At 66.6% G+C, this 22,872-nt stretch carries 7 protein-coding genes; 2 read left to right on the top strand and 5 right to left on the bottom strand.

Going from position 1 to position 22,872, the window contains the following annotated elements:
• Position 1: 1 nt before the first annotated feature.
• From AC05QJ_RS23350 to AC05QJ_RS23360, 3 genes are all read right to left on the bottom strand, one after another.
• Positions 2–14,113: a non-ribosomal peptide synthase/polyketide synthase gene (locus tag AC05QJ_RS23350; protein WP_476743626.1), complete on the bottom strand. Its 14,112-nt coding sequence runs from the start codon at positions 14,111–14,113 to the stop codon at positions 2–4.
• Complete coding sequence (locus AC05QJ_RS23355; protein WP_476743627.1) at positions 14,110–17,475, bottom strand: amino acid adenylation domain-containing protein; 3,366 nt, start codon at positions 17,473–17,475, stop codon at positions 14,110–14,112. Before AC05QJ_RS23355 ends, AC05QJ_RS23350 begins: the two co-directional genes overlap by 4 nt.
• Before the next feature lie 219 nt (positions 17,476–17,694).
• Positions 17,695–18,672, bottom strand: coding sequence for a TauD/TfdA family dioxygenase (locus tag AC05QJ_RS23360; protein ID WP_476743628.1), 978 nt, complete (start codon positions 18,670–18,672; stop codon positions 17,695–17,697).
• Positions 18,673–19,308: 636 nt separating this feature from the next.
• On the opposite strand from AC05QJ_RS23360, the gene AC05QJ_RS23365 reads away from it, so the two are divergent.
• Complete coding sequence (locus tag AC05QJ_RS23365) at positions 19,309–20,517, top strand: PepSY-associated TM helix domain-containing protein (RefSeq protein ID WP_476743629.1); 1,209 nt, start codon at positions 19,309–19,311, stop codon at positions 20,515–20,517.
• A complete protein-coding gene (locus AC05QJ_RS23370) occupies positions 20,514–21,050 on the top strand; it encodes a thiamine pyrophosphate-binding protein (RefSeq protein ID WP_476743630.1) in 537 nt (178 codons plus the stop codon). The genes AC05QJ_RS23365 and AC05QJ_RS23370 overlap by 4 nt, the downstream gene beginning before the upstream one ends.
• A 64-nt stretch (positions 21,051–21,114) precedes the next feature.
• Here AC05QJ_RS23370 and AC05QJ_RS23375 read toward each other — a convergent pair whose 3' ends face one another.
• Positions 21,115–21,336: an MbtH family protein gene (locus AC05QJ_RS23375; RefSeq protein WP_476743631.1), complete on the bottom strand. Its 222-nt coding sequence runs from the start codon at positions 21,334–21,336 to the stop codon at positions 21,115–21,117.
• Positions 21,337–21,418: 82 nt separating this feature from the next.
• Complete coding sequence (locus AC05QJ_RS23380) at positions 21,419–22,813, bottom strand: diaminobutyrate--2-oxoglutarate transaminase (RefSeq protein ID WP_476743632.1); 1,395 nt, start codon at positions 22,811–22,813, stop codon at positions 21,419–21,421.
• Positions 22,814–22,872: the final 59 nt, after the last annotated feature.

Below are 22,872 nucleotides of genomic sequence, written 5' to 3' on the forward strand. Positions count from 1 at the left end.
CTCAGGCCTCCGCCGCCATGTCGTTCATCATTTGCTCGATATCGAACAGGCCGTCCTCGGTAAGGGACAGGCTGGTGCTTTCGAATGCCTGGATAAATTCGTTCAATTGCGGTTTCTCGAAAATGAGGCGCAGCGGTACGTCGATACCGAGGCCGGAATGGATTCTGGAAACGAGCTGGGTCGCCAGCAGCGAGTGGCCGCCCAGTTCGAAGAAGTCGTCGGACAGCCCCACCCGCTCGACCTTGAGCACCTCGGCCCAGAGGGCGGCGATCTGCTGTTCAAGCTCGCCGACCGGGGCGATGTACTGCTGCTGCGACTGACTGAGGTCGGGCGCGGGCAGCGCCTTGCGGTCGAGCTTGCCGTTGGGGGTCAGCGGCATGGCGTCGAGCAGCACGAAGTGGGTGGGCACCATGTAGTCCGGCAAATGGGCCTTGAGCCCGGCCTTGAGGGCGTCGCGCAGTGCCGCAGCGTCGTCATGGCCGGGGTTGGCCACCAGCCAGGCGGCCAGTTGCTTGCCGTGGGCGCCGTCGATATCCAGCACCACCGCTTCGCGGATCGCCGGGTGTTCCTGCAGGCGGGTTTCGATCTCGCCCAGCTCGATGCGGTAGCCGCGGATCTTCACCTGATGGTCGGCACGGCCGACGTACTCCAGCACGCCATCGGCGCGGCGGCGGGCCAGGTCGCCGGTGCGGTACAGACGCTCGCCGGCTGCGCCGAACGGGTTGGGGACGAAGACCGGCGTGGTGCGGCGTGGATCGGCAACGTAGCCGCGGCCAACGCCGGTGCCGGCGACACACAACTCGCCCACGGCGCCCAGCGGCACCAGTTCGAGCGCATCGTCGAGCAGGTAGATCAGGTTGTTGTCGGTTGGCGTGCCGATCGGCAGGTAGGTGCTCCTGGTCGAGTCCAGATCGACGCGGAAGAAGGCCACGTCGTCCGAGCATTCCGCCGGACCGTAAGCGTTCACCAGACCGATCTGTGGATAACGCAGCAGCCACTGTTTCGCCAGTTCTGGCGGCATCGCCTCGCCGGTCGGCAGCATCCAGCGCAGGCCGTCCAGGTTGACGCGCTCTTCGGCCAGCAGGCCCTGGATCAGCGAGGGTACGCTTTCCAGCACGGTGATGCCTTGAGACTGCACATGCGCCAGCAGCGCCTGCGGGTCGCGGGCAATGTCGTTCGGCACGATATCCACGCGGGCCCCGAACAGCGGCGCGGCGAGGAACTGCCAGACCGAAATGTCGAAGCTCTGCGAGGCGGTCTGGGCGATCACATCACGCTCGCTCAGGTCGAGGTAAGGCACCTTGCTCAACTGGTTGTTGAGCATGCCGCGCTGCTCGACCATCACGCCCTTCGGCAGGCCGGTGGAGCCGGAGGTGAAGATCACGTACGCGAGGTTGTCCGGCGTGCTGTAGCGGCCCGGGTTATCCACAGACGCGGCGCTCTGCTGGATCTGTTCCCAGACCAGCAGTTGCACTGCCGCGTTGTCAGCGATCAGCTCTCGCGCCTGTTGCTCGCACTCGGCGCTGCACACCAGCACCGGCGCACCGCTCTGGGCAATCACGCCGCTCAGACGCTGGTTCGGCAACGCCGGATCCAGCGGCAGGTAGCCGGCACCCGCCTTGAAGCTGCCGACGATCATGCCCAGCAGGTCCGGACCGCGTTCGGCGAGCAAGGCGATCGGCTGGTCGAAACCGACGCCCGCCGCGATCAGTGCGTGGCCGAGACGGTTGGCCGCCGCATTCAGCTCGGCATAGCTGTGACGACGTTCCAGGCAGGACACGGCGATCCGTTCCGGATGCGCCGCGACCTGTTCCTCGAACAGCGAAACGTAGCTGCGCTCCAGGGGATACTCATGGGCGCTCTGGTTGCAGCCCTGCACCAGGAACTCGCGCTCGGCCTCGCCCAGCAGCGGCAGTTCGGCCACCCGCGTTTGCACATTGCAGCAGAGGCCACGCAGCAGGTTGATCCAGTGCGCTGCCAGCCGCTCGACCGTAGCCCGGTCGAACAATGCCGTGGCGTAGACCAGGCCGGCGCTCAGGCCGCCGTCGTGCTCGGCGGTGTTGAGGGTCAGGTCGAACTGGGCGCGGTGGCTGTCCGGATCGAGGCTTTCCACGCTCAGGCCCGACAGGCTGTGCCGGGTCTCCTGGACATCCACCTGATGGTTGAACATCACCTGGAACAACGGGCTGTGGCTCAGGCTGCGCTGCGGCTGCAGGGCTTCCACCAGTTGCTCGAACGGCAGCTCCTGATGGGCCTGGGCCTGCACCACGGCCTGCTTGACCTGTTGCAGCAACGCGCTGAAGGTCGTCGCCGGGGAGAAGTCGGCCTTGAGCACCTGGGTGTTGACGAAGAAGCCGATCAGGCCCTCGGTCTCGGCCCGGGTGCGGTTGGCGACGGGCACGCCGACCCGGATGTCGTTCTGCCCGGAATGCCGCTGCAGCAAGGTCTGGAACGCGGCCAGCAACAGCATGAACAGGGTCACGCCCTGCTCCCGGGCGACCTTGCGCAGGTCGTCCACCAGCGCCCGCTCCAGCTCGATGCCGAGGCGGTCGCCGTCGTCCTGCTGCACCGATGGCCGTGGCCGGTCGGTGGGCAGTTCCAGCACCGGCTGCTGGTCGCCCAGTTGGGCAGTCCAATAGGCCAGTTGGCGCTCCTGCTCACCGGCCTGCATCCAGTCGCGCTGCCAGCGGGCGTAGTCGGCGTACTGGATCGGCAGCGCCGGCAGGTGCAGGTCCTGGCCCTGACTGCAGGCGGCGTACAGGCGCACCAGTTCATCCACCATCACCGGCATCGACCAGCCATCGGAAACGCTATGGTGCAGGTTGAGCACCAGCACATGGTCGTCGTCCCCCTGGCGCAGCAGGCGCACCCGCAGCAGTGGGCCCTGTTGCAGGTCGAAGGGCCGCAGGAACTCTTCGCGCACCGCGGCTTCGAGGTCTGCCGGCTGTTCCAGCGCCAGCACCAGCGGCGTGGCGGGATGGATCACCTGCACGGCCTGCTCGCCGTCCTGGCGGAAGGTGGTGCGCAGGGTTTCGTGGCGGGCGATCAGCGCCGAGAAGCTGGCTTCCAGCGCGTCGATATCCAGGCTGCCCGTCAGGCGCAGCGCCAGCGTGATGTTGTAGGCGGCGCTCTGCGGCTCCAGTTGCCAGAGGAACCACTGGCGTTGCTGGGCGTAGGACAGCGCCAGCGGCTGCTGGCGATCAGCCTTGCGCAATGCCGGAGCGGACGACGCAGCGCCCTGCCCCACGGCGTCGGCAAAACCGGCCAGGTCGGCGGCTTCGAAGAGGGTGCGCAGCGACAGTTCCAGGCCGAGCTGTTGACGCACCCGCGACACCACCTGGGTCGCCAGCAGCGAATGGCCGCCCAGCTCGAAGAAGTTGTCGGTCAGGCCGACCTGCTCCACCTTCAGCACCTCGGCCCAGATGGCCGCCAGTTGCTGCTCCAGCTCGCTGACCGGCGCCACGTAGGTACCTTGAAGCTGCGCCGCATCCGGCTTCGGCAGGGCCTTGCGGTCCAGCTTGCCGTTGGCGGTCAGCGGCATGGCGGCCAGCAGGATCAGGTGCGTCGGCACCATGTAGTCCGGCAGGTTGGCCTTGAGGTGGGTTTTCAGGGTGTCGCGCAGTTCAGCCGGATCCTGGTCACCGTTGACGGGCACCAGCCACGCGGCCAGTTGCTGCCCGCTTGGACCGTCCACTGCCAGCACGATCACCTCGCGCACCGCCGGATGCTCCTGCAAGCGCGCTTCGATCTCGCCCAGCTCGATACGGAAGCCGCGAATCTTCACCTGATGGTCGATCCGACCGGCGTACTCGATTACGCCTTCGGCACGGTAGCGGGCCAGGTCGCCGGTGCGGTACAGGCGGCTGCCATTGGACGAGAACGGGTCCGGCACAAAACGCTCGGCGGTCAGTGCCGCACGGTTGTGATAACCCCGCGCAAGGCCTGCCTGACCGACATGCAGCTCACCGCTGCAACCCAGAGCCACCGGGTTGAAATCGGCATCCAGCACGTACCAGGACAGGTCCGGGATCGCTTCGCCAATCGGGCTTACATTGGCCTGTGCCAGGTCCGCTTTGGTGATCGGCCGGTAGGTCACGTGCACCGTGGTTTCGGTGATGCCGTACATGTTGATCAGGTGCGGCTGCTGGTCGCCGAAACGCTCGAACCAGGGTTGCAGGCTGCCGACATCCAGCGCCTCGCCGCCGAACACCACGTAGCGCAGGTCGAGGGATCGATCCGACTCACACGCCACCCGCGCCAGTTGCCTGAACGCCGACGGCGTCTGGTTCAGCACCGTGACCTTTTCGCTCACCAGCAGGTTGTGGAAGTCTTCCGGCGAACGGGTCACCTCACGCGGTACCACCACCAGGCGGCCGCCGTACATCAGCGCACCGAAGATCTCCCACACAGAGAAGTCGAAGGCGTAGGAGTGGAACAGGGTCCACACGTCCTGGCCGTCGAAGGCGAACCAGTCATCGGTGGCAGTGAACAACCGCAGCACGTTGCGGTGCGGCAGCAAGGTGCCTTTCGGCTTGCCGGTGGAGCCCGAGGTGTAGATCACGTAGGCGAGGTTGTCCGGCGACGTCAGGTTGACCGGGTTGTCCTCACTGTAACCCTCCAGCGCTTGATCCAGCGGCAAAGTGACCACGCCAGCAGGCACTGGCAGCTCCAGCCCCGCCTGAGCAAGCAGCAGCCTGATACCGCTGTCCTCCATCATGTAGCTCAGACGGTCCTGTGGATAATCCGGATCCAGCGGCACATAGGCACCACCGGCCTTGAGGATCGCCAGCACGCCCACCAGCATTTCCAGCCCGCGCTGCACCGACAGGCCCACCAGCACATCCGGCCCCACGCCCTGCTCCCGCAGTTTGTGGGCCAGCTGGTTGGCGCGCCTGTTCAGCGCAGCGTAGGTCAGCGACTCATCACCGAAACTCAGCGCGACCGCGTCCGGAACACGGACAGCCTGCGCCTCGATCATCTGGTGAATGCACTGCTCGACCGGGAACGCCTTCAACCCGCCATTCCAGTCCCGCACGGTCTGGCTGGTTTCCACCGCGCTCAGCAGCGGCAGGTCGGCGATCCGCTGGCTTACATCGGCGGCCATGGCCTCCAGCAGGTTGCGCCAGTGCCCGGCCATGCGCTCGATGGTGGCGGCGTCGAACAGGTCGGTGGCGTAGATCAGCGATACCGCCAGGCCCTGCTCGCTTTCGTGGGTGTCGAGGGTCAGGTCGAACTGGGCGCTGTGCTTGTCGGCGGCCAGCGGTTGCAGATGCAGGCCCGCTACCTCGCGGGGATCTCCCGCGCTGGCGGTCTGGTGGTTATAGGCCACCTGGAACAGCGGGCTGCGACTGAAGTCGCGCTGCGGTTGCAGGGCGTCCACCAGTTGCTCGAACGGCAGGTCCTGGTGGGTCTGGGCGCCGGCGACCCTGGCCTTGGCCTGTTGCAGCAGCGCGGCCACGGTCAGGGCCGGTTCGAACTCGGCCTTGAGCACCTGGGTGTTGACGAAGAAGCCGATCAGCCCCTCGGTTTCGGCGCGGTTGCGGTTGGCCACCGGCACGCCGATGCGAATATCCGCTTGCCCGGAGTAGCGGTGCAGCAGGGTCTGGAACGACGCCAGCAACAGCATGAACAGGGTCACGCCCTGTTGCCGGGCCGCACGGTTCAGCCGCTCGAGCTCGTCCGCGTCCAGAACCAGATTGAAGCGTTCGCCGCGCTGGCTCGGTTGCGCCGGACGGTTGCGGTCGGTGGGCAACTCCAGTACCGGCTGCTCGCCGCCCAGTTGCGCGGTCCAGTACGCCAGTTGCCGCTCGCGCTCGCCGGCTTCCATCCACTGGCGTTGCCAGGCCGCATAGTCGGCGTACTGGAACACCAGCGCCGGCAGCACTTGGCCCGAATACAGACGCACCAGCTCATCGACCATCACCGGCATCGACCAGCCATCGGAGACGATATGGTGCTGGGTCAGCACCAGCACATGCGCGTCCTCAGCCAGACGCAGCAGACGCACCCGCAGCAGCGGGCCGTGCTCAAGGTCGAACGGCCGTTGCACCTCGGCGTCGATCAGGGCTTGCAGCGCGTCGGCCTGCACGGCTTCCACCGGCAGTTCGAAGGTGCTGGCCGGCTGCACACTCTGCACGACCTGCTCGCCGTCCTGCCTGAAGGTGGTGCGCAGGGTTTCATGGCGGGCGATCAGGGTTTCGAAGGCGCCGCGCAGCGCCTCTATGTCCAGGGCGCCGCTCAGGCGCAGGGCCACGGGAATGTTGTAGGCAGCGCTTTGCGGGTCCAGTTGCCAGAGGAACCACTGGCGCTGCTGGGCGTAGGACAACGCCAGCGGCTGGCTGCGATCGACCGGCGAGAACGCCGGCGCCTTGACGCCCGGCTCCTGGCCGGCCGCGTCCACGAAGGCGGCAAGGTCGGCAGACTCGAACAGATTGCGCAGGGACAGTTCCAACCCCAGTTGCTGACGCACCCGCGAAACCACCTGGGTCGCCAGCAACGAATGGCCGCCCAGTTCGAAGAAGTTGTCGCTGAGGCCGACCTGCTCCACCTTCAGCACCTCGGCCCAGATCGCCGCCAGTTGCTGCTCCAGCTCGCTCACCGGCGCCACGTAGGCACCTTGAAGCTGCGCCGCATCCGGCTTCGGCAGGGCCTTGCGGTCCAGCTTGCCGTTGGCGGTCAGCGGCATGGCCTCCAGCAGGATCAGGTGCGTCGGCACCATGTAGTCCGGCAGGTTGGCCTTGAGGTGGGTTTTCAGGGTGTCGCGCAGTTCAGCCGGATCCTGGTCACCGTTGACGGGCACCAGCCACGCGGCCAGTTGCGGGCCGCTTGGGCCATCGACCGCCAGCACGATCACTTCGCGCACGGCGGGATGCTCTTGCAACCGAGCTTCGATCTCGCCCAGTTCGATACGGAAGCCACGGATCTTCACCTGATGGTCGATCCGCCCGGCGTACTCGATCACGCCTTCGGCGCGGTAGCGGGCCAGGTCGCCGGTGCGGTACAGGCGGCTGCCATCGTGGGCGAACGGGTTGGGGACAAAGCGCTCGGCGGTCAGCGCCGCACGGTTGTGATACCCCCGGGCCAGACCGGCGTGGCCGACGTGCAATTCGCCACTCGCGCCCAGTGCCACCGGATTAAAATCGGCGTCCAGCACGTACCAGGACAGGTCCGGGATCGCTTCGCCAATCGGGCTCACATTGGCCTGGGCCAGGTCCGCCCTGGTGATCGGACGGTAGGTCACATGCACGGTAGTTTCAGTGATGCCGTACATGTTGATCAGGTGCGGCTGCTGGTCGCCGAAACGGTCGAACCAGGGTTGCAGGCTGCCGACATCCAGCGCTTCACCGCCGAACACGACGTAGCGCAGGTCCAGTTCAGCCGCTGAATCGCACGCCACCCGCGCCAATTGCTTGAACGCCGACGGCGTCTGGTTCAGCACCGTGACCTTCTCGCTCACCAGCAGCTGGTGGAAGTCTTCCGGCGAACGGGTCACTTCACGCGGCACCACCACCAGGCGGCCGCCGTACATCAGCGCACCGAAGATCTCCCAGACGGAGAAGTCGAAGGCATAGGAGTGGAACAGGGTCCACACGTCCTTTTCGTCGAAGGCGAACCAGTCATCGGTGGCAGTGAACAGCCGCAGCACGTTGCGGTGCGGCAGCAAGGTGCCCTTCGGCTTGCCGGTGGATCCTGAGGTGTAGATCACGTAGGCCAGGTTGTCCGGCGACGTGAGGTTGACCGGGTTCTCGTGGCTGTAGCCGTCCAGTACCTCATCCAGCGGCAAGGTGGTGACACCGGCAGGTACGGGCAAACTCAGGTGAGATTGGGCCAGCAGCAGCCTGATGCCGCTGTCCTCCATCATGTAGCTGAGGCGGTCCTGTGGATAATCCGGGTCCAGCGGCACATAGGCGCCACCGGCCTTGAGGATCGCCAGCACGCCCACCAGCATTTCCAGCCCACGCTCCACCGACAGCCCCACCAGCACATCCGGCCCCACGCCCTGCTCCCGCAGTTTGTGGGCCAGCTGGTTGGCACGGCTGTTCAGCGCAGCGTAGGTCAGCGACTCACCAGCGAAACTCAGCGCGACCGCATCCGGAACACGGGCAGCCTGCGCTTCGATCATCTGGTGAATGCACTGCTCGACCGGGTAGCGGGCAACGTCCTGCTCCCAGCCGCTCGGCAACGCCAGCGATCCCAGCGGTGCGCCGGCATCGACGATCAGCGCCTGCAGCAGATGGCTGAAATGCTCCGCCACTTGCGCCACGGCCTGTTCACCGAAATGCCGGCGATCGTGACTGATGCGCAGCGACAGGCGCTCGCCAGTGTTGACCACCAGCGTCAGCGGGTAATGGGTCTGTTCCTGGCTGTGCACCTCGCCGAACGCCAGCCCGTCCGGCGCAGCCTGTTGCAACGCCTCGGACACCGGGTAGTTCTCGAACACCAGGATCGAGTCGAACAGCGCCTCGCCCGCCCAGCCGGCCCAGCGCTGCACCTCGTACAGCGGGGTGTGCTCGAACTCGCGCAGGGCCAGGTTCTGCCCCTGCACCTGCTGCACGAAGTCGGCCACGGACTGTTCCGAACGCGGGCTGCCCACCACCGGCAGGGTGTTGATGAACAGGCCAAGCTGTTCTTCCACGCCCGCCAGTTCGGTCGGGCGACCGGCCACGGTGGCGCCGAAGGTTACCGCGGACTGCCCGGTGTAGCGTTGCAGCAGCAACAGCCAGGCGGCCTGGACCAGGGTGTTGAGGGTCACCCGCTGGTCGCGGGCGAAGTCGCCGAGGCGGCGGGACAGATCGGCGTCGAGGTCGTCAAGGTATTCGCCATAGCCCTCGCCCGCCGCGAAGCCCTTGAACACCTGCGCCAGGCGGGTCGGCTCGTCCAGCGGTGCCAGTTGCTCGCGCCAGAAACGCTCGCCGGCGGCGCCGTCCTGGTCCTGCAGCCAGCGGATGTAGTCACGGTAGCGGCTGCCCTGGCGCGGAATCGGCGCGCCGGCATAGCGTTGCAGCACTTCGCCGAGCATCCGCGAACTGCTCCAGCCGTCCATGAGGATGTGGTGGCTGGTGTAGATCAGGTGCTGCGTGTCCTCGCCGGTGCGGATCAGCGCGACCCGCAGCAGCGGGCCCTGGGCGAGTTCGAAGCCTTTGTCGCGCTCGGCACCGGCCCATTGATCGACCCAGGCATCCGGGTCGGCCTGCTCGCGGGCATCGACTTCGACAAAGGGCAGTTCCACCCGGCGCTGCACCACTTGCAGCGGCTGGGCGCCATCGGTGAGGAAACCGCTGCGCAGCACTTCGTGGTGGTCCAGCAGCGCCTGCCAGGCGTCACGCAGACGGCTGGCGTCCAGCCCGCGCACCTCGACGCGCAACTGGTTGATGTAGTTGCCCGCCTCCGCCGCGTAGAGGCTGTGGAACAGCATGCCCTGCTGCATCGGCGACAGCGGGTAGATGTCCTCGATAGTGGCGGCCGGCTGTGGCAGCCGGTCCAGTTGTGACTGGGTCAGGTTCGCCAGCGGGAAGTCCGACGGCGTAACGCCCTGGCCGCCGCCGATGCAATGCTCGATCAAGGCGGTCAGCGCCCGCTCGTAGTCGCGGGCCAGGGCCTCGATGGTGGCCGGTTCGAACATCGCCCGGCTGAATGCCCATTCCAGGCGCAACTGGCCGTTGTAGACCTGGCCGTTGATGCTCAGCCAGTTGCCCAGCGGGCCCTGCGGACACAGCGCCTGGCCGGCGCTTTCGCTGGCGGGTGCGAACAGCGCGCCCTGCTCGCGATCGAAGCTGGCATCGAACTGGCCGAGGTAGTTGAAGGTCACCCGCGCCTGGGGCAAGGCCGCCAGTTCATGGGCGAAATCGACATCGCCGAGGTAACGCAACAGGCCGAAACCGATGCCTTTGCCAGGAATGCCACGCAGTTGCTCCTTGATCGCGCTGATGGAGGCGCCGGGAGCACCGGCCGGGCTCAGGCGGACCGGGAACAGGCTGCTGAACCAGCCAACGGTGCGGCTCAGGTCAACCTCATCGAACAGGTCTTCGCGGCCATGGCCTTCGAGCTGGATCAGCACCGACGACTGCCGGCTCCACTGGCACAACACCTGGGCCAGGGCGGTCAGCAGCAGGTCGTTGACCTGGGTGCGGTAGGCCGCCGGAGCGACCTTGAGCAGTTGCGCGGTCAGCGCTTCGCTCAGTTGCGACGAGGCGTGGGCAGCGTCGGCGATACGCGGGTTGTCCTGGGCATGGTCGCGGGGCAGTTGGTCGACGGCGCCGCTCAGGGTCGCACGCCAATAGTCACGCTCGGCTTCCAGCGCCGGGCTGGCGGCATGGGCGTGAAGCTTTTCGGCCCAGGCCTTGAGCGAGGTGGTCTTGGCCGGCAGCGCCGGGGCACGGCCGGCCGCGATGGCGGCATGGGCCTGTTGCAGGTCTTCCAGCAGCACCCGCCAGGACACGCCATCCACCACCAGGTGATGGACCACCAGCAGTAGGCGCTGTTCGCCCTCGGGCAGCGTCACCAGCAGGGCGCGCAGCAGCGGGCCGTTCTTCAGGTCGAGGCTGCGCTGGGCTTCATCGGCCAGGGCCTCAAGCCCGCGGGCATCGTCCAGCTCGCGGGTCCACAGCAGTTCGCTGCTGTTAATCGGTGCGAACACCGCCTGCCAGCCGGCGTATTGCCGGGCAAAATTCAGGCGCAGGGCGTCGTGTTGCTCCACCAGCGCGTGCAGCGCCGCTTGCAGGTGCGCGGCGTCCAGCGGCTGGCTCGGCGTGAGCAGCACCGACTGGTTCCAGTGCTGGCGCTGGGGAATGTCCAGCTCGAAGAAGCGCGCCTGGATCGGCAGCAGCGGCAGGTTGCCGCTGACCTGCTCGACCACCGGGGCCGCGGCCTTCTTCTCGATCAGTTTCGCCACCGGGGCCAACTGGCCGATGGTCTGTTTTTCGAAGAGCTGCTTGGGGTTGAGCTTGATCCCCTGGCGCTTGGCCCGGGCAATGATCTGCAGGCTGAGGATCGAGTCGCCGCCCAGTTCGAAGAAGTTGTCGGTGCTGCCCACCTGCTCCAGCTTGAGCACGTCGCGCCAGATGGCCGCGAGCTTTTCCTCGATCTCGCCCTGGGGCGCGACGAAGCGCTGCTGCACTGTGCCCGGCTTGGGCAGGACCTTGCGGTCGAGCTTGCCGTTGGCGGTCAGCGGCAGCTGTTCCAGCACAACGATCTGCGCCGGCACCATGTACTCCGGCAGGCGCTCGGCCAGTTGCTGGCGCAGGGCCTCGGCCTGTTGGCCCGAAGCCACGCACCAGGCCAGCAGGTGCAGGCGCGAGGCATCGCCGTCCTGGGCCTCGGCGAGCACCACCGCCTGGCTCACGCCCGGCAGCGCCTGCAGCACCCGCGCCACTTCCGCAGGCTCGACCCGGTAGCCACGGATCTTCACCTGGTCGTCGGCACGGCCGATGAACTGCACCTGGCCTTGCCCGTCGAGGCGCACCCGGTCGCCACTGCGGTACAGCCGCGCACCGGCCGGGCCGTGGGCATCGGGCACGAAGCGCTCGGCGGTCAGCGCCGGCTGGCCGAGGTAACCCAGGGCCACGCTGTCGCCGCCGATATACAGCTCGCCGGGCACCCGCGGCGCCACGCCGTTGAGTACATCGTCCAGCACCCGCACCCAGGCGCCCGGCAGCGCGGCACCGACCGGCACTACCGCCGGTACGGGCGCGTTCGCCGGCACTTCGTGGGTCAGCACGCCGACCGTGGTTTCGCTGGGGCCGTAGTGGTTGATGAAACGGCACTGCCCGCGCAACTGGCGCACCTGTTCCACCAGCCCCGCCGGGCAGGCTTCGCCGCCGACGATCAGGGCATGGCGCGGCAGCACGTCGGCCGGGCGGGACGCCTGCAGCAGCGCCGCCAGATGGCCGGGCACGATCTTCAGCACACCCACCTGATGGGTCGCCATGTAGTCGGCGAAGCCATCGGGATCGAAGCCCAGGGCCTCGGGCAGCACATGCAGGGTGCGACCGTCGCACAGGGCGCCGAACAGCACGGTGTGGCCAAGGTCGGCGGCGATGGTCGAGGCCAGCGCCATGCTCGCCTCCGGTGCCAGTTGCAGTTGCGCCAGCAGACCGCGCACATAGCTGGCCAGGGCGCCGTGGCTGACCAGCACGCCCTTGGGCAGGCCGGTGGAGCCGGAGGTGTGGATCACGTAGGCCGGGGCCTCGGCGCACGGCGTGAGGGCCGGCGCGCTGGCCGGCTGCTGCTGCCAGTCGGCGGGTGCATAAGCCAGTGCATCGCAACCTTCGGCCTGCAGCGAGGTCAGGCGGGCATCACCTGCAGCCGCCAGCAGCAGCCGCGCACCGGCGCGTTCGAGCATCTGTTGCAGGCGCGCATCCGGCGCCTTGACGTCCAGCGGCATGTACACCGCGCCGGCCTTGAGGGTCGCCAGCAAGGCAGTCAGCCAGTCCAGCGAACGCTCCATCAGCAGCGCCACCGGCTGGCCGGGACGCACGCCGAGCGCGATGAAATGCCGGGCCAGGCGATTGGCCGCCTCGTCCAGCTCGCGATAGCTCAGGCTCTGGTTCAGGCAGCGGGCCGCCAGTGCCTCGGGACGCTGGGCGACGTGGCGGTCCCACTGCTCCAGCACCAGCGGTGCGGCCGGCAATGGCGCTGGCACGGCGGCCAGGGCCGGCACCCCCAGGTCAAGCAGCGGTGCCGTTGGCGCCTCCAGCAACTGGTCGAACAGCGCCAGCAACGCCGGGATGAAGGCTTCGACGGTGGCGCGCTGGTACAGGTCGCTGGCGTAGGTCATGTCGCCGTGGATCAGCGTGCCGTCATCGGTGATGTCCAGCGCCAGGTCGAAGTGCGCGCCCTCGCGGTGCAGCGGGTATTCGCTCACCTCCAGGCCCGGCAGTTTCAGCGACAGCTCCTGCCTGAGCACCACGTTCTGGTTGAATTTGGCCTGGAACAGCGGGTTGTGACCAAGGCTGCGCTCCGGCGCCAGGCGGTCCACCAGTTGCTCGAACGGCACGTCCTGGTGGGCCTGTGCGTCGAACGAGGTTTCGCGAATCTGGCCAAGCAGGTCGAGGTAGCTCAGGCGCTCGTCGATCTGGCAGCGCAGCACCTGGGTATTGATGAAGAAGCCGATCAGCCCTTCAGTCTCGGCGCGACCCCGGTTGGCGTTGGGCACGCCGATGCGGATATCGCGCTGGCCCGACTGGCGCGAAAGGAACAGCGAGAAACCGGCCAGCACCAGCATGAACAGGCTCATGCCCTGGGTGCGGGCGAAGGCGTTGAGGCGCTGGGAGCGCTGCGTGCCGAAATCGAATGTCAGGCGCTCGCCCCGGAAGCTCTGGGTCGGCGGCCGGGGGAAGTCCTGGGCCGCTTCCAGCAGCGGCTGCTCGTCGCCCAGCTGGTGGCTCCAGTAATCGAGCTGGCGCTCGCCCTCCCCGGCTTCCAGCCAACTGCGCTGCCAGATGGCGTAGTCGGCGTATTGCAGCGGCAATTCCGCCAGCGCGGGCTCGGCGCCCTGGCTGTAGGCCTGGTAGCTCTGGGCGAACTCCTTGACCATCACGTCCATCGACCAGCCGTCGGAGACGATGTGGTGCATGCACACCACCAGCACGAAGTCTTCGGCATCGAGCTGGAACAGGTTGGCGCGCAGCAACGGGCCATTGATCAGGTCGAACGGCCGTGCGGTGACGCGGGCCACCTGGTGCGCCAGCTCGGCGTCACGCTGCTCGGCAGGCACGGCCTGGAGGTCGATGCGTTCGAGGTCGAGGGCGAGCGCAGGCAGGATCACCTGGCACGGCTGCTCGCCGTCGGTGCGGAACACCGTGCGCAGCACTTCGTGACGCTGGATCAGCAGGTCGAAGGAGCGGCACAGGGCGTTGTCGTCCAGATGGCCGCGCAGGCGCAGGCCGGTGACCATCTTGTAGGCATCGCTGGCAGGGTCGAGCTGCCAGAGGAACAGCAGGCGCTGCTGGGCGTAGGACAGCGGGATCAGGCGCGCGTCCAGGCGGCTCTCGACGATCGGCAGCAAGGTGAAGTCCTTGCCGTCGGCCCGCAGCTTTTCCAGGAACTGGCGCCGCTGTTCGAGGGGCAGACCGACAAACCGTTTGGCGATACGTGCAGTTGTGGTGCCGCTCATGCTCCAAGCTCCTCCAGGGAATCCATGAACTGGTCCATGTCGTCCCAGTCGTCTTCAGTCGTAGTCGTGGTCAGCGCCGCCACTTCGGCGGCCAGCTCGCTCAGCAGCGGCTTTTCGAACAGGGTGCGCAGCGGCAGGCTGGCGCCCAGTTGCTTCTTGATCCGGGCGATCATCTGCGCGGCCAGCAGCGAGTGGCCGCCAAGCTCGAAGAAGCTGTCACCGAGGCCCACGCGCTCGATCTTCAGCACTTCGGCCCAGATCGCCGCCAGTTGCTGTTCCAGCTCGGTGGCCGGCGCCACGTAGGCAGTCTGCGATTGGGTGGTGTCCGGCTTCGGCAGTGCCTTGCGGTCGAGCTTGCCGTTGGGGGTCAGCGGCAGCGCGGCCAGCAGCACGAAGTGGGTCGGCACCATGTAGTCCGGCAGGCTGGCTTTCAGGGTGGTCTTCAGCTCTTCGCGCAGGGTGTCGGCGTCGCTGGTCACCTTGGTGGTCAGGTAGGCCGCCAGTTGCTTGCCTTGCGGGCCGTCGATATCCAGCACCACTGCTTCGCGGATTGCCGGATGTTCCTGCAGGCGGGTTTCGATCTCGCCCAGCTCGATGCGGTAGCCGCGGATCTTCACCTGATGGTCGGCACGGCCGACGTACTCCAGCACGCCATCGGCGCGGCGGCGGGCCAGGTCGCCGGTGCGGTACAGGCGCTCGCCTGGGGCGCCGAACGGGTTGGGGACGAAGACCGGCGTGGTGCGGCGTGGATCGGCAACGTAGCCGCGGCCAACGCCGGTGCCGGCGACACAGAGTTCGCCCACGGCGCCCAGTGGCACCAGTTCGAGCGCATCGTCCAGCAGGTAGATCAGGTTGTTGTCGGTCGGCGTGCCGATCGGCAGGTAGGTGCTCCTGGTCGAGTCCAGATCGACGCGGAAGAAGGCCACGTCGTCCGAGCATTCCGCCGGGCCGTAAGCGTTCACCAGGCCGATCTGTGGATAACGCAGCAGCCACTGTTTGGCGAGTTCTGGCGGCATCGCCTCGCCGGTTGGCAGCATCCAGCGCAGGCCGTCGAGATTGACGCGCTCTTCGGCCAGCAGACCCTGGATCAGCGAGGGCACGCTTTCCAGCACGGTGATGCCCTGGCTTTGAACATGCGCCAGCAGCGCCTGCGGATCGCGGGCGATGTCGTTCGGCACGATATCCACACGGGCACCGAACAGCGGCGCGGCGAGGAACTGCCAGACCGAGATGTCGAAGCTCTGCGAGGCGGTCTGGGCGATCACGTCGCGCTCGCTCAGGTCGAGGTACGGCACCTTGCTCAACTGGTTGTTGAGCATGCCGCGCTGCTCGACCATCACGCCCTTCGGCAGGCCGGTGGAGCCGGAGGTGAAGATCACGTAGGCGAGGTTGTCCGGGGTGCTGTAGCGGCCCGGGTTATCCACAGAAGCGGCGCTCTGCTGGATCTGTTCCCAGACCAGCAATTGCGCATTCGAATCCGCCAGCAACGCGCGCGCTTGTGGCTCGCACTCGGCACTGCACACCAGCACCGGCGCGCCGCTCTGGGCAATCACGCCGCTCAGACGCTGGTTCGGCAGCGCCGGATCCAGCGGCAGGTAGCCGGCACCCGCCTTGAAGCTGCCGACGATCATGCCCAGCAGGTCCGGGCCACGCTCGGCCAGCAAGGCGATCGGTTGGTCGAAACCGACGCCCGCCGCGATCAGCCCATGGCCGAGACGGTTGGCGGCGGCGTTCAGTTCGGCGTAGGTGTCGCGACGTTCCAGGCAGGACACGACGACCCGCTCCGGATGCGCGGCCACCTGCTCCTCGAACAGCGAGACGTAACTGCGCTCCAGCGGATACTCGCGGGCGCTCTGGTTGCAGCCCTGGGTGAGAAACGCCTGCTCCTCGACGCCTAGCAGCGGCAGTTCGCCGACCCGGGCACTGGCATCAACGCACAGCGCCTGCAGCAGGTTGCGCCAGTGATCGGCCATGCGCGCGATGGTCGGGCGATCAAACAGGTCGGTGGCATAGGTGAAGGACGCGCTCAGTTGCTCGCCTTCGCCGCTGGTTTCCAGCATCAGGTCGCAGGCGATGGCCTGGTCGCGCTCGTCGGCCGCCAGCGCCTCATCGGCCAGACTCTCGACCCGCAGACCGCAGGCCAGTTGCGTGGCACCGACGGCAGCGGCCTGCGGACGGTGGTTGTACATGGCCTGGAACAACGGGTTGCGGTTCTGCCCGCGAGGCACCTGCAGGCCGTCGGCCAGGGCATCGAACGGCAGTTCCTGATGGGCCTGGGCGCCCAGCGCGGCCTGGCGCACGCGCTGTAACAGGTCGGTGAAACGGCTGTCGCCGCGCACGTCACTGCGCAGCACCTGGGTGTTGACGAAAAAGCCGATCAGCGCTTCGGTTTCGCTGCGGGTGCGGTTGGCGATCAGGCCACCGACGCGGATGTCGGTCTGGCCGCTGTAGCGGTGCAGCAGCACCTTGAACGAGGCCAGCAGCACCACGAACAGGGTCACGCCCTGGCGCTGGGCCAGGCCTTGCAGGTTGTTCAGCAGCGCGCTGTCGAGGGCAATATCCAGGCGCCTGCCCTTCTGGCTCGGTACCGCCGGGTGCGGACGGTCGGCGGGCAGCTCCAGCACCGGGTGCTCCTCGCCCAGATGGTCGCGCCAGTACGCCAGTTGCCGGGCCTGCTCGCCCGCTTCCAGCCAGGCGCGCTGCCACAGGGCGTAGTCGCGGTACTGCACGGCGAGCGGTTCGATGTGCAGCGGTTTGCCCTGGGCCAGCGCGTCGTAGTAGCCCAGGCACTCGTCCAGCAGCACGCCCATGGACCAGCCGTCGGTGATGATGTGGTGCAGGGTCAGCAGCAACAGGTGCTGCTGATCGGCCAGGCGCAGCAGTTGCACGCGAAACAGCGGGCCATGCTCCAGATCGAAGGGCCGCCCGGCTTCCTCGGCCATCAGCATGCGGGCCTGCTCCGGGCCGGACACCTCGCGCAGCGGGATGTTGACCGGCGCCGCCTCGGCAACCCGCTGCCAGGCCTGTTCGTCATCCTGGAAGAAGGTGGTGCGCAGGCTTTCGTGGCGTTCCACCAGCAGGCTGAAGGCGCGTTCCAGGGCTGGGATATCGAGCGTGCCGTTCAGTGCCACCGAGATCGGCAGGTTGTAGCCCGCAGCCTCGGGGTCGAGCTGCCAGAGGAACCACATGCGCTGCTGGGCATGGGACAAGCCGTCGCGGCCGGCCACGCCTTCGCTGGAGGGAATCGGGAACTGGGCGAAGTCCACCTGCTCGCGGTGCAGGGCGTCGAGGAACAGGCTGCGTTTCTCGGCGGGCAACTCGACGAAACGGCGGGCGAGTTTCCGGGCGTGTTCGGCATTCATGGGGAAAGTCCTTGCTGATCGGCGTGACCGTGGGGCGTGGTCGTATCAACAAGAACGAATAGGAATGGAAATATTTAGCAAGGAATGTGGGGCTGCAGACCTATGGGCTGCTCATGGCCCTATCGCTGGCAAGCCAGCGCCCACAAGACCTGCATGCACCGATCCTGTGGGAGCTGGCTTGCCAGCGACAGGGCCAGAAGCGACCCGCAAACCAAGGTCCTAGCGCTCGGAATAGCCCTGCGCCATCGCCACCACCACCTTGCGCTTGCCGGTGAACGGCGAGCGCGCGTGGGCGGCCAGCATGTTGTCGAGCATCATCACGTCGTTTTCCAGCCACGGGAACTTGATGGTGCATTCGTCCAGCACCCCGCGCACTTCGTCCAGCAGGCTCTCTTCGATGGGCGAGCCGTCGCCGTAGTAGACGTTGCGCGGCAGGTCTTCCTCGTCCACCACATCCAGCAGGCTCTCGCGCACTTCCGGCTGCAGGTTGGAGACGTGGAACAGGTGCGCCTGGTTGAACCAGACCATGTCCTGGGTGACCGGGTGGCGAGCCACCGACTGGCAGATCTGCCGGGTGCGCAACTCACCGTCGTCCTTCCACTCGCACTGGATCGCATGGGCCCGGCAGTAGGCTTCCACCACGCTTTCGTCCTCGGTGTTGAACACCTGGCTCCACTCCACGTCGAGGCCGTTGCCGTAGTTGCGCACGTACATCAGTTTCTTGTCGATGAAACGCTCGCGGATCCGCGCCGGCACCTTGCGGTAGATCTCGCGGCTGTCAGCGATCGGCGTTTCGCCGCCGGTCTCGGCGGCGATCATGCTGTAGAACCAGATGCGCATCGGCCAGTCGAGGGTGTAGGCCTGTTCGTTGTGCAGCGGGATGCTCTGGTGCGCCGGGTACTCGGTGGAGGTGTAGACGCCCTTGGTCACGTTGCTGCGCGGGGTCGAGCCGAATTCGTAACTGAGCAGCGGGTCGCCGAAACCTGCGGCGAACTCGCGGAAGCGTTCGGCACCGCCCACCTCGAAGCCGCGCAGCAGAATACCGCCGGCGCTGTACAGGTGCTGCGTCACCAGCGGTTTGAGCTCGTCCAGCGCTTCCATCAGATCCAGGCCCGGCTCGGGCGCCTCGATCAACATGGGCAAGGTACCCGCGTCGGCCAGCAGGGGCCGGATGTCCAGACTCAACGCATGACTCATGAAAAATTCTCCCTGAAGGTGCCAGTCGCCAGGGCCCCAGCGGTCCGGGTGCGGCACCGGTGTCCTGATGAAACGTATGGCTGAGGGGGAAAATTAAGGGTGTCGAGGGAATCGTGGGGATTGGGTTTTGGGGCTGGTTCATGGGGCTGACAAGTGCATGCCGATGGTTATTCAGCGCTCTCAAGATCGAGCGCCGCCCGCGCGGCGCATCGCCGGCAACGCCGGCTCCCACATTTGTTGCAACGCGCCATGGCCTGTGAGATTTGAGTTGCCAGCCTTTGGTGCTCGGCGATCCATTGCGGGGAAGCTGTTTGGCTCGACTCGATATCGTGTCGTACACACGAGGCGATCAACCATGGCCTCACAGACATAGGTACGTTGCAACAAGTGTGGGAGCCGGCGTTGCCGGCGATGCGCCGCGCGGGCGGCGCTCGATCCTGAGAGCGCCATACAAACATCGGCATGCCTGCCGGTCCTGTTCCGGTATCTTGCCTGGCGCATTGCGCTCACACGACCCGAATCACCCCGGAAACATCTGCTTGCATCTTCCCCCTAAACCCAGCCAGACCTCATTCGTTTGAAAGGGATGCAGCGGCCGCAGCGGCCGTTTTCAGCGGTGAGCGAGAGCGTTACCCCATGTCAAAGAAATCCCGGTCGAAAATCTGGTTCCTGGTGCACAGCTGGCTGGCCCTGCCGATCTGGTTCTTCGTGCTGATCGTCTGTGTCACCGGCACCCTCGCCGTGGTGGCCAAGGAAATCATGTGGGTCGCCTACCCCGAGATGCGCGCCACCCAGCCCAGCGACGACGCCCAGCGACTCAGCTACGACGAACTGGTGACCCGACTGCACAAAAGCCATCCGGAACTGGATATCAACACCATCGCCCAGCCCGACGGCGACTACTTCGCCCTCAATGTCTCCGCCACCCTGCCCGGCGCCCGCAGCGTCACCGCCTACGTCAACCCCTACACCGCCGAGCTGCAGGGCTACGCTCCGGACTTCAACTTCCGCAATTTCACCCGCGCCCTGCACGGCTGGTGGCTGGTGCCCTATACCAACGGCTATCCCTGGGGCTGGTACCTGGTGTCGCTGCTGGGGCTGCCGATGCTGGCCTCGCTGATCACCGGGCTGGTGGTCTACAAGAAATTCTGGAAAGGCTTCTTCAAGCCGGTGCTGCGCCTGCGCCACGGCGCGCGGATCTTCTGGGGCGACTTCCATCGCCTCAGCGGCATCTGGTCGATCTGGTTCATCGCGGTGATCTCGGTCACCGGCACCTGGTTCCTGATCCAGGCCATTCTTTCCGACAACCAGATCAGCCTGAGCACCTACTCCGCCGCCACCGAAGTGCTGGCCCACAACAGCGTACCGCTCACCGCCGACGGCACCCCGGCCCCCATCATCGGCCTGGACAAGGCGCTGCTCATCGCCCAGCAACAGGTGCCAGGCCTCGACCCCAGCGGCATCATCCTGCCCACCAATACCTACGGCACGATGCAGGCGTTCGGCCGCAGCTGGTATCCACTGATGTATCAACTGGTCAACATCCACCCCTACACCGGCGAAGTCACCTCGACCTACCTGCTGTCCGACCGCACCAACCTGGAGATGGTCACCGAGTCCATGCGGCCGCTGCACACCGGTGATTTCGGCGGTATCTGGATCAAACTGATCTGGGCCTTCTTCGGCCTGGTGCTGTCGATGATGGTCCTCAGCGGCTTGCTGATCTGGAGCAAGCGCACTGCCCTGGCCACCGTCGCGGCGCTGAAGCGCAGCGCCAAGGCGGAGAAGAAAACCACCGTCAAGACCGCGCCCGAGCCCACCGACACCCTGGAGAATTCGCTGTGAGCAAGAACATCGCCGCCGCCCCGGAATCCGCCCTCAAGCGCCTCTGGCTCAAGTGGCGCTTTCACCTGAACATCCTGCTGGTGCTGATTCCCCTGGGGCTCATGCCCAAGTACTTCGCCGATACCGCGCTGTTCCGTGGCGATGCCGGCCTGGGCCAGCGGGTGATGGGCGAGGTGCAGGTCGGCCCCTGGAGCCTGACCCTGGCCGAACTGAAGGACAAGGAACCGGAACTGGACGGCATTTCCGGCTACATGAAGAGCTTCAATGCCGCCCTGTGCGAGGCCTGCGGCGAGCGGGTCAAGGCCACCTACCTGCGCATCGGCAAGCCCCGCAGCCTGCGCGCCGCCGGGGTGATCTTCTTCGGCTCGCCGCACCGCCTCGGCGCCTATATCCAGATCCCGAAGACCACCGCTCCGGATGCACAACTGTGGATCACCATGGAAGGCTGGGACGGCTCGGTGCACCAGGCGGCGGTGCCACTGGAGCAGGCGTCGCCGAAGACGGTGGAGTGGCTGAAGCAGCAGGCGAAATAAAAACATCGCCCCCAAACAACAACGCCCCGGCCAGAGCCGGGGCGTTTTCACATCCAGAGCGACCTTACTGCGCCGCCTGGGCTTCCATCTTCTGCCGCAGGCTCAACGGCCGCATATCGGTCCACACTTCTTCGATATACGCCAGGCACTCTTTCTTCAGACCGCTCTTGCCCACAGTGCGCCAGCCACTCGGCACGTCCTTGTAGTCCGGCCAGATGGAATATTGCTCCTCGTGGTTGACCACTACCTGGAACACGATGTCGTCGCGGTCAAATACTGAAGTCATTGCTGCTCTCCGTGGTTATCAAGGCAGGCCGCGCCACCCGCGCAGCCCTGTTGTGGAATGGACGTATCGCTACGCCGAAAAATTAGAGGCTGGCCACCGCTGCAGCCAACGCACGACCGAAGATGGCCGAGACTTCGTCCACCTGTTCGGCGGTAATGACCAGCGGCGGCAGGAAGCGCACCACGCTGCCATGGCGGCCGCCCAGTTCGAGGATCAGCCCGCGCTTGAGGCATTCGCGCTGCACCAGCGGCGCCAGCCGCGGGAAGTACGGCGCATGGCCGAGGGCGTCCGGAGCGCCGTTGGGGTCGACCAGCTCGACGCCGAGCATCAGGCCGCGACCGCGGATGTCGCCCAGTTGCGGGTAGTCGCGCTGCAGGTCGCGCAGGTGTGCGGCCAGGCGCTCGCCCATGGCGGCGGCGTGGGCGCAGAGGTCGTGCTCCTTGAGGTAGCGGATCACCGCCGAGCCCGCAGCCATGGCCATCTGGTTGCCGCGGAAGGTGCCGGCATGGGCGCCCGGCGCCCAGCTGTCGAGCCACTGGCGATAGACCATCACCGCCAGCGGCAGGCTGCCGCCGATGGCCTTGGACATCACCACCACGTCCGGAATGATGCCGGCATGCTCGAAGGCGAACATCTTGCCGGTACGGGCAAAACCGCTCTGGATCTCGTCGACGATCAGCGCCACGCCGGCCTTCTCGGTGATGGCGCGCACACCGCGCAGCCAGTCGAGGTCGGCCGGAATCACACCGCCCTCGCCCTGCACCACTTCGACGATCACCGCCGCCGGCAATTGCACGCCGGCTTCAGGGTCGCTGAGCAGGTTTTGCAGGTAGTTGAGGTTGGCCTTGACCCCCGCCGCACCACCCAGCCCGAACGGGCAACGGTAGTCGTAGGGATAGGGCATGAACTGCACGCCGCTGGTCAGCAGCGAACCCAGCGGGCGCTTCGGCCCCAGGCTGCCCATCAGACTCAGGGCGCCCTGGCTCATGCCGTGGTAGCCGCCCTGGAACGACAGCACGGTGCTGCGGCCAGTGGCGGTGCGCACCAGTTTCAGCGCGGCTTCCACTGCGTCGGTGCCGGTGGGGCCGCAGAACTGGATCTTCGCCTCGGCGGCCAGCGCAGCCGGCAGGATGCTGAACAGGTCCTGGACGAACTGGTCCTTGACCGGGGTGGTCAGGTCCAGGGTGTGCAGCGGCAGTTCGTCGGCCAGTACCTGCTGGATGGCCTCGATCACCACCGGATGGTTGTGCCCCAGGGCCAGGGTACCGGCGCCCGCCAGGCAGTCGATGAAGCGACGGCCTTCGACGTCTTCGACGTACAGCCCCTTGGCGCGCTTGAGCGCCAGCGGAATGCGCCGCGGGTAGCTGCGGGCATTGGATTCCTGGCGGCTTTGCCGGGCCAGCAGCGGCGACTCGTCGAACGCGTAGAGTGTTTCGCCGGTGTCCTGAGCGTCGGTAAACCTGATAGCGACTGACATCTGTGCAACCCTCGAAAAAGATGGATGAGGCAAACCGTTAGCCGCCCGTTCCGGCCCGC

The organism is Pseudomonas sp. TUM25319 (assembly GCF_056388475.1).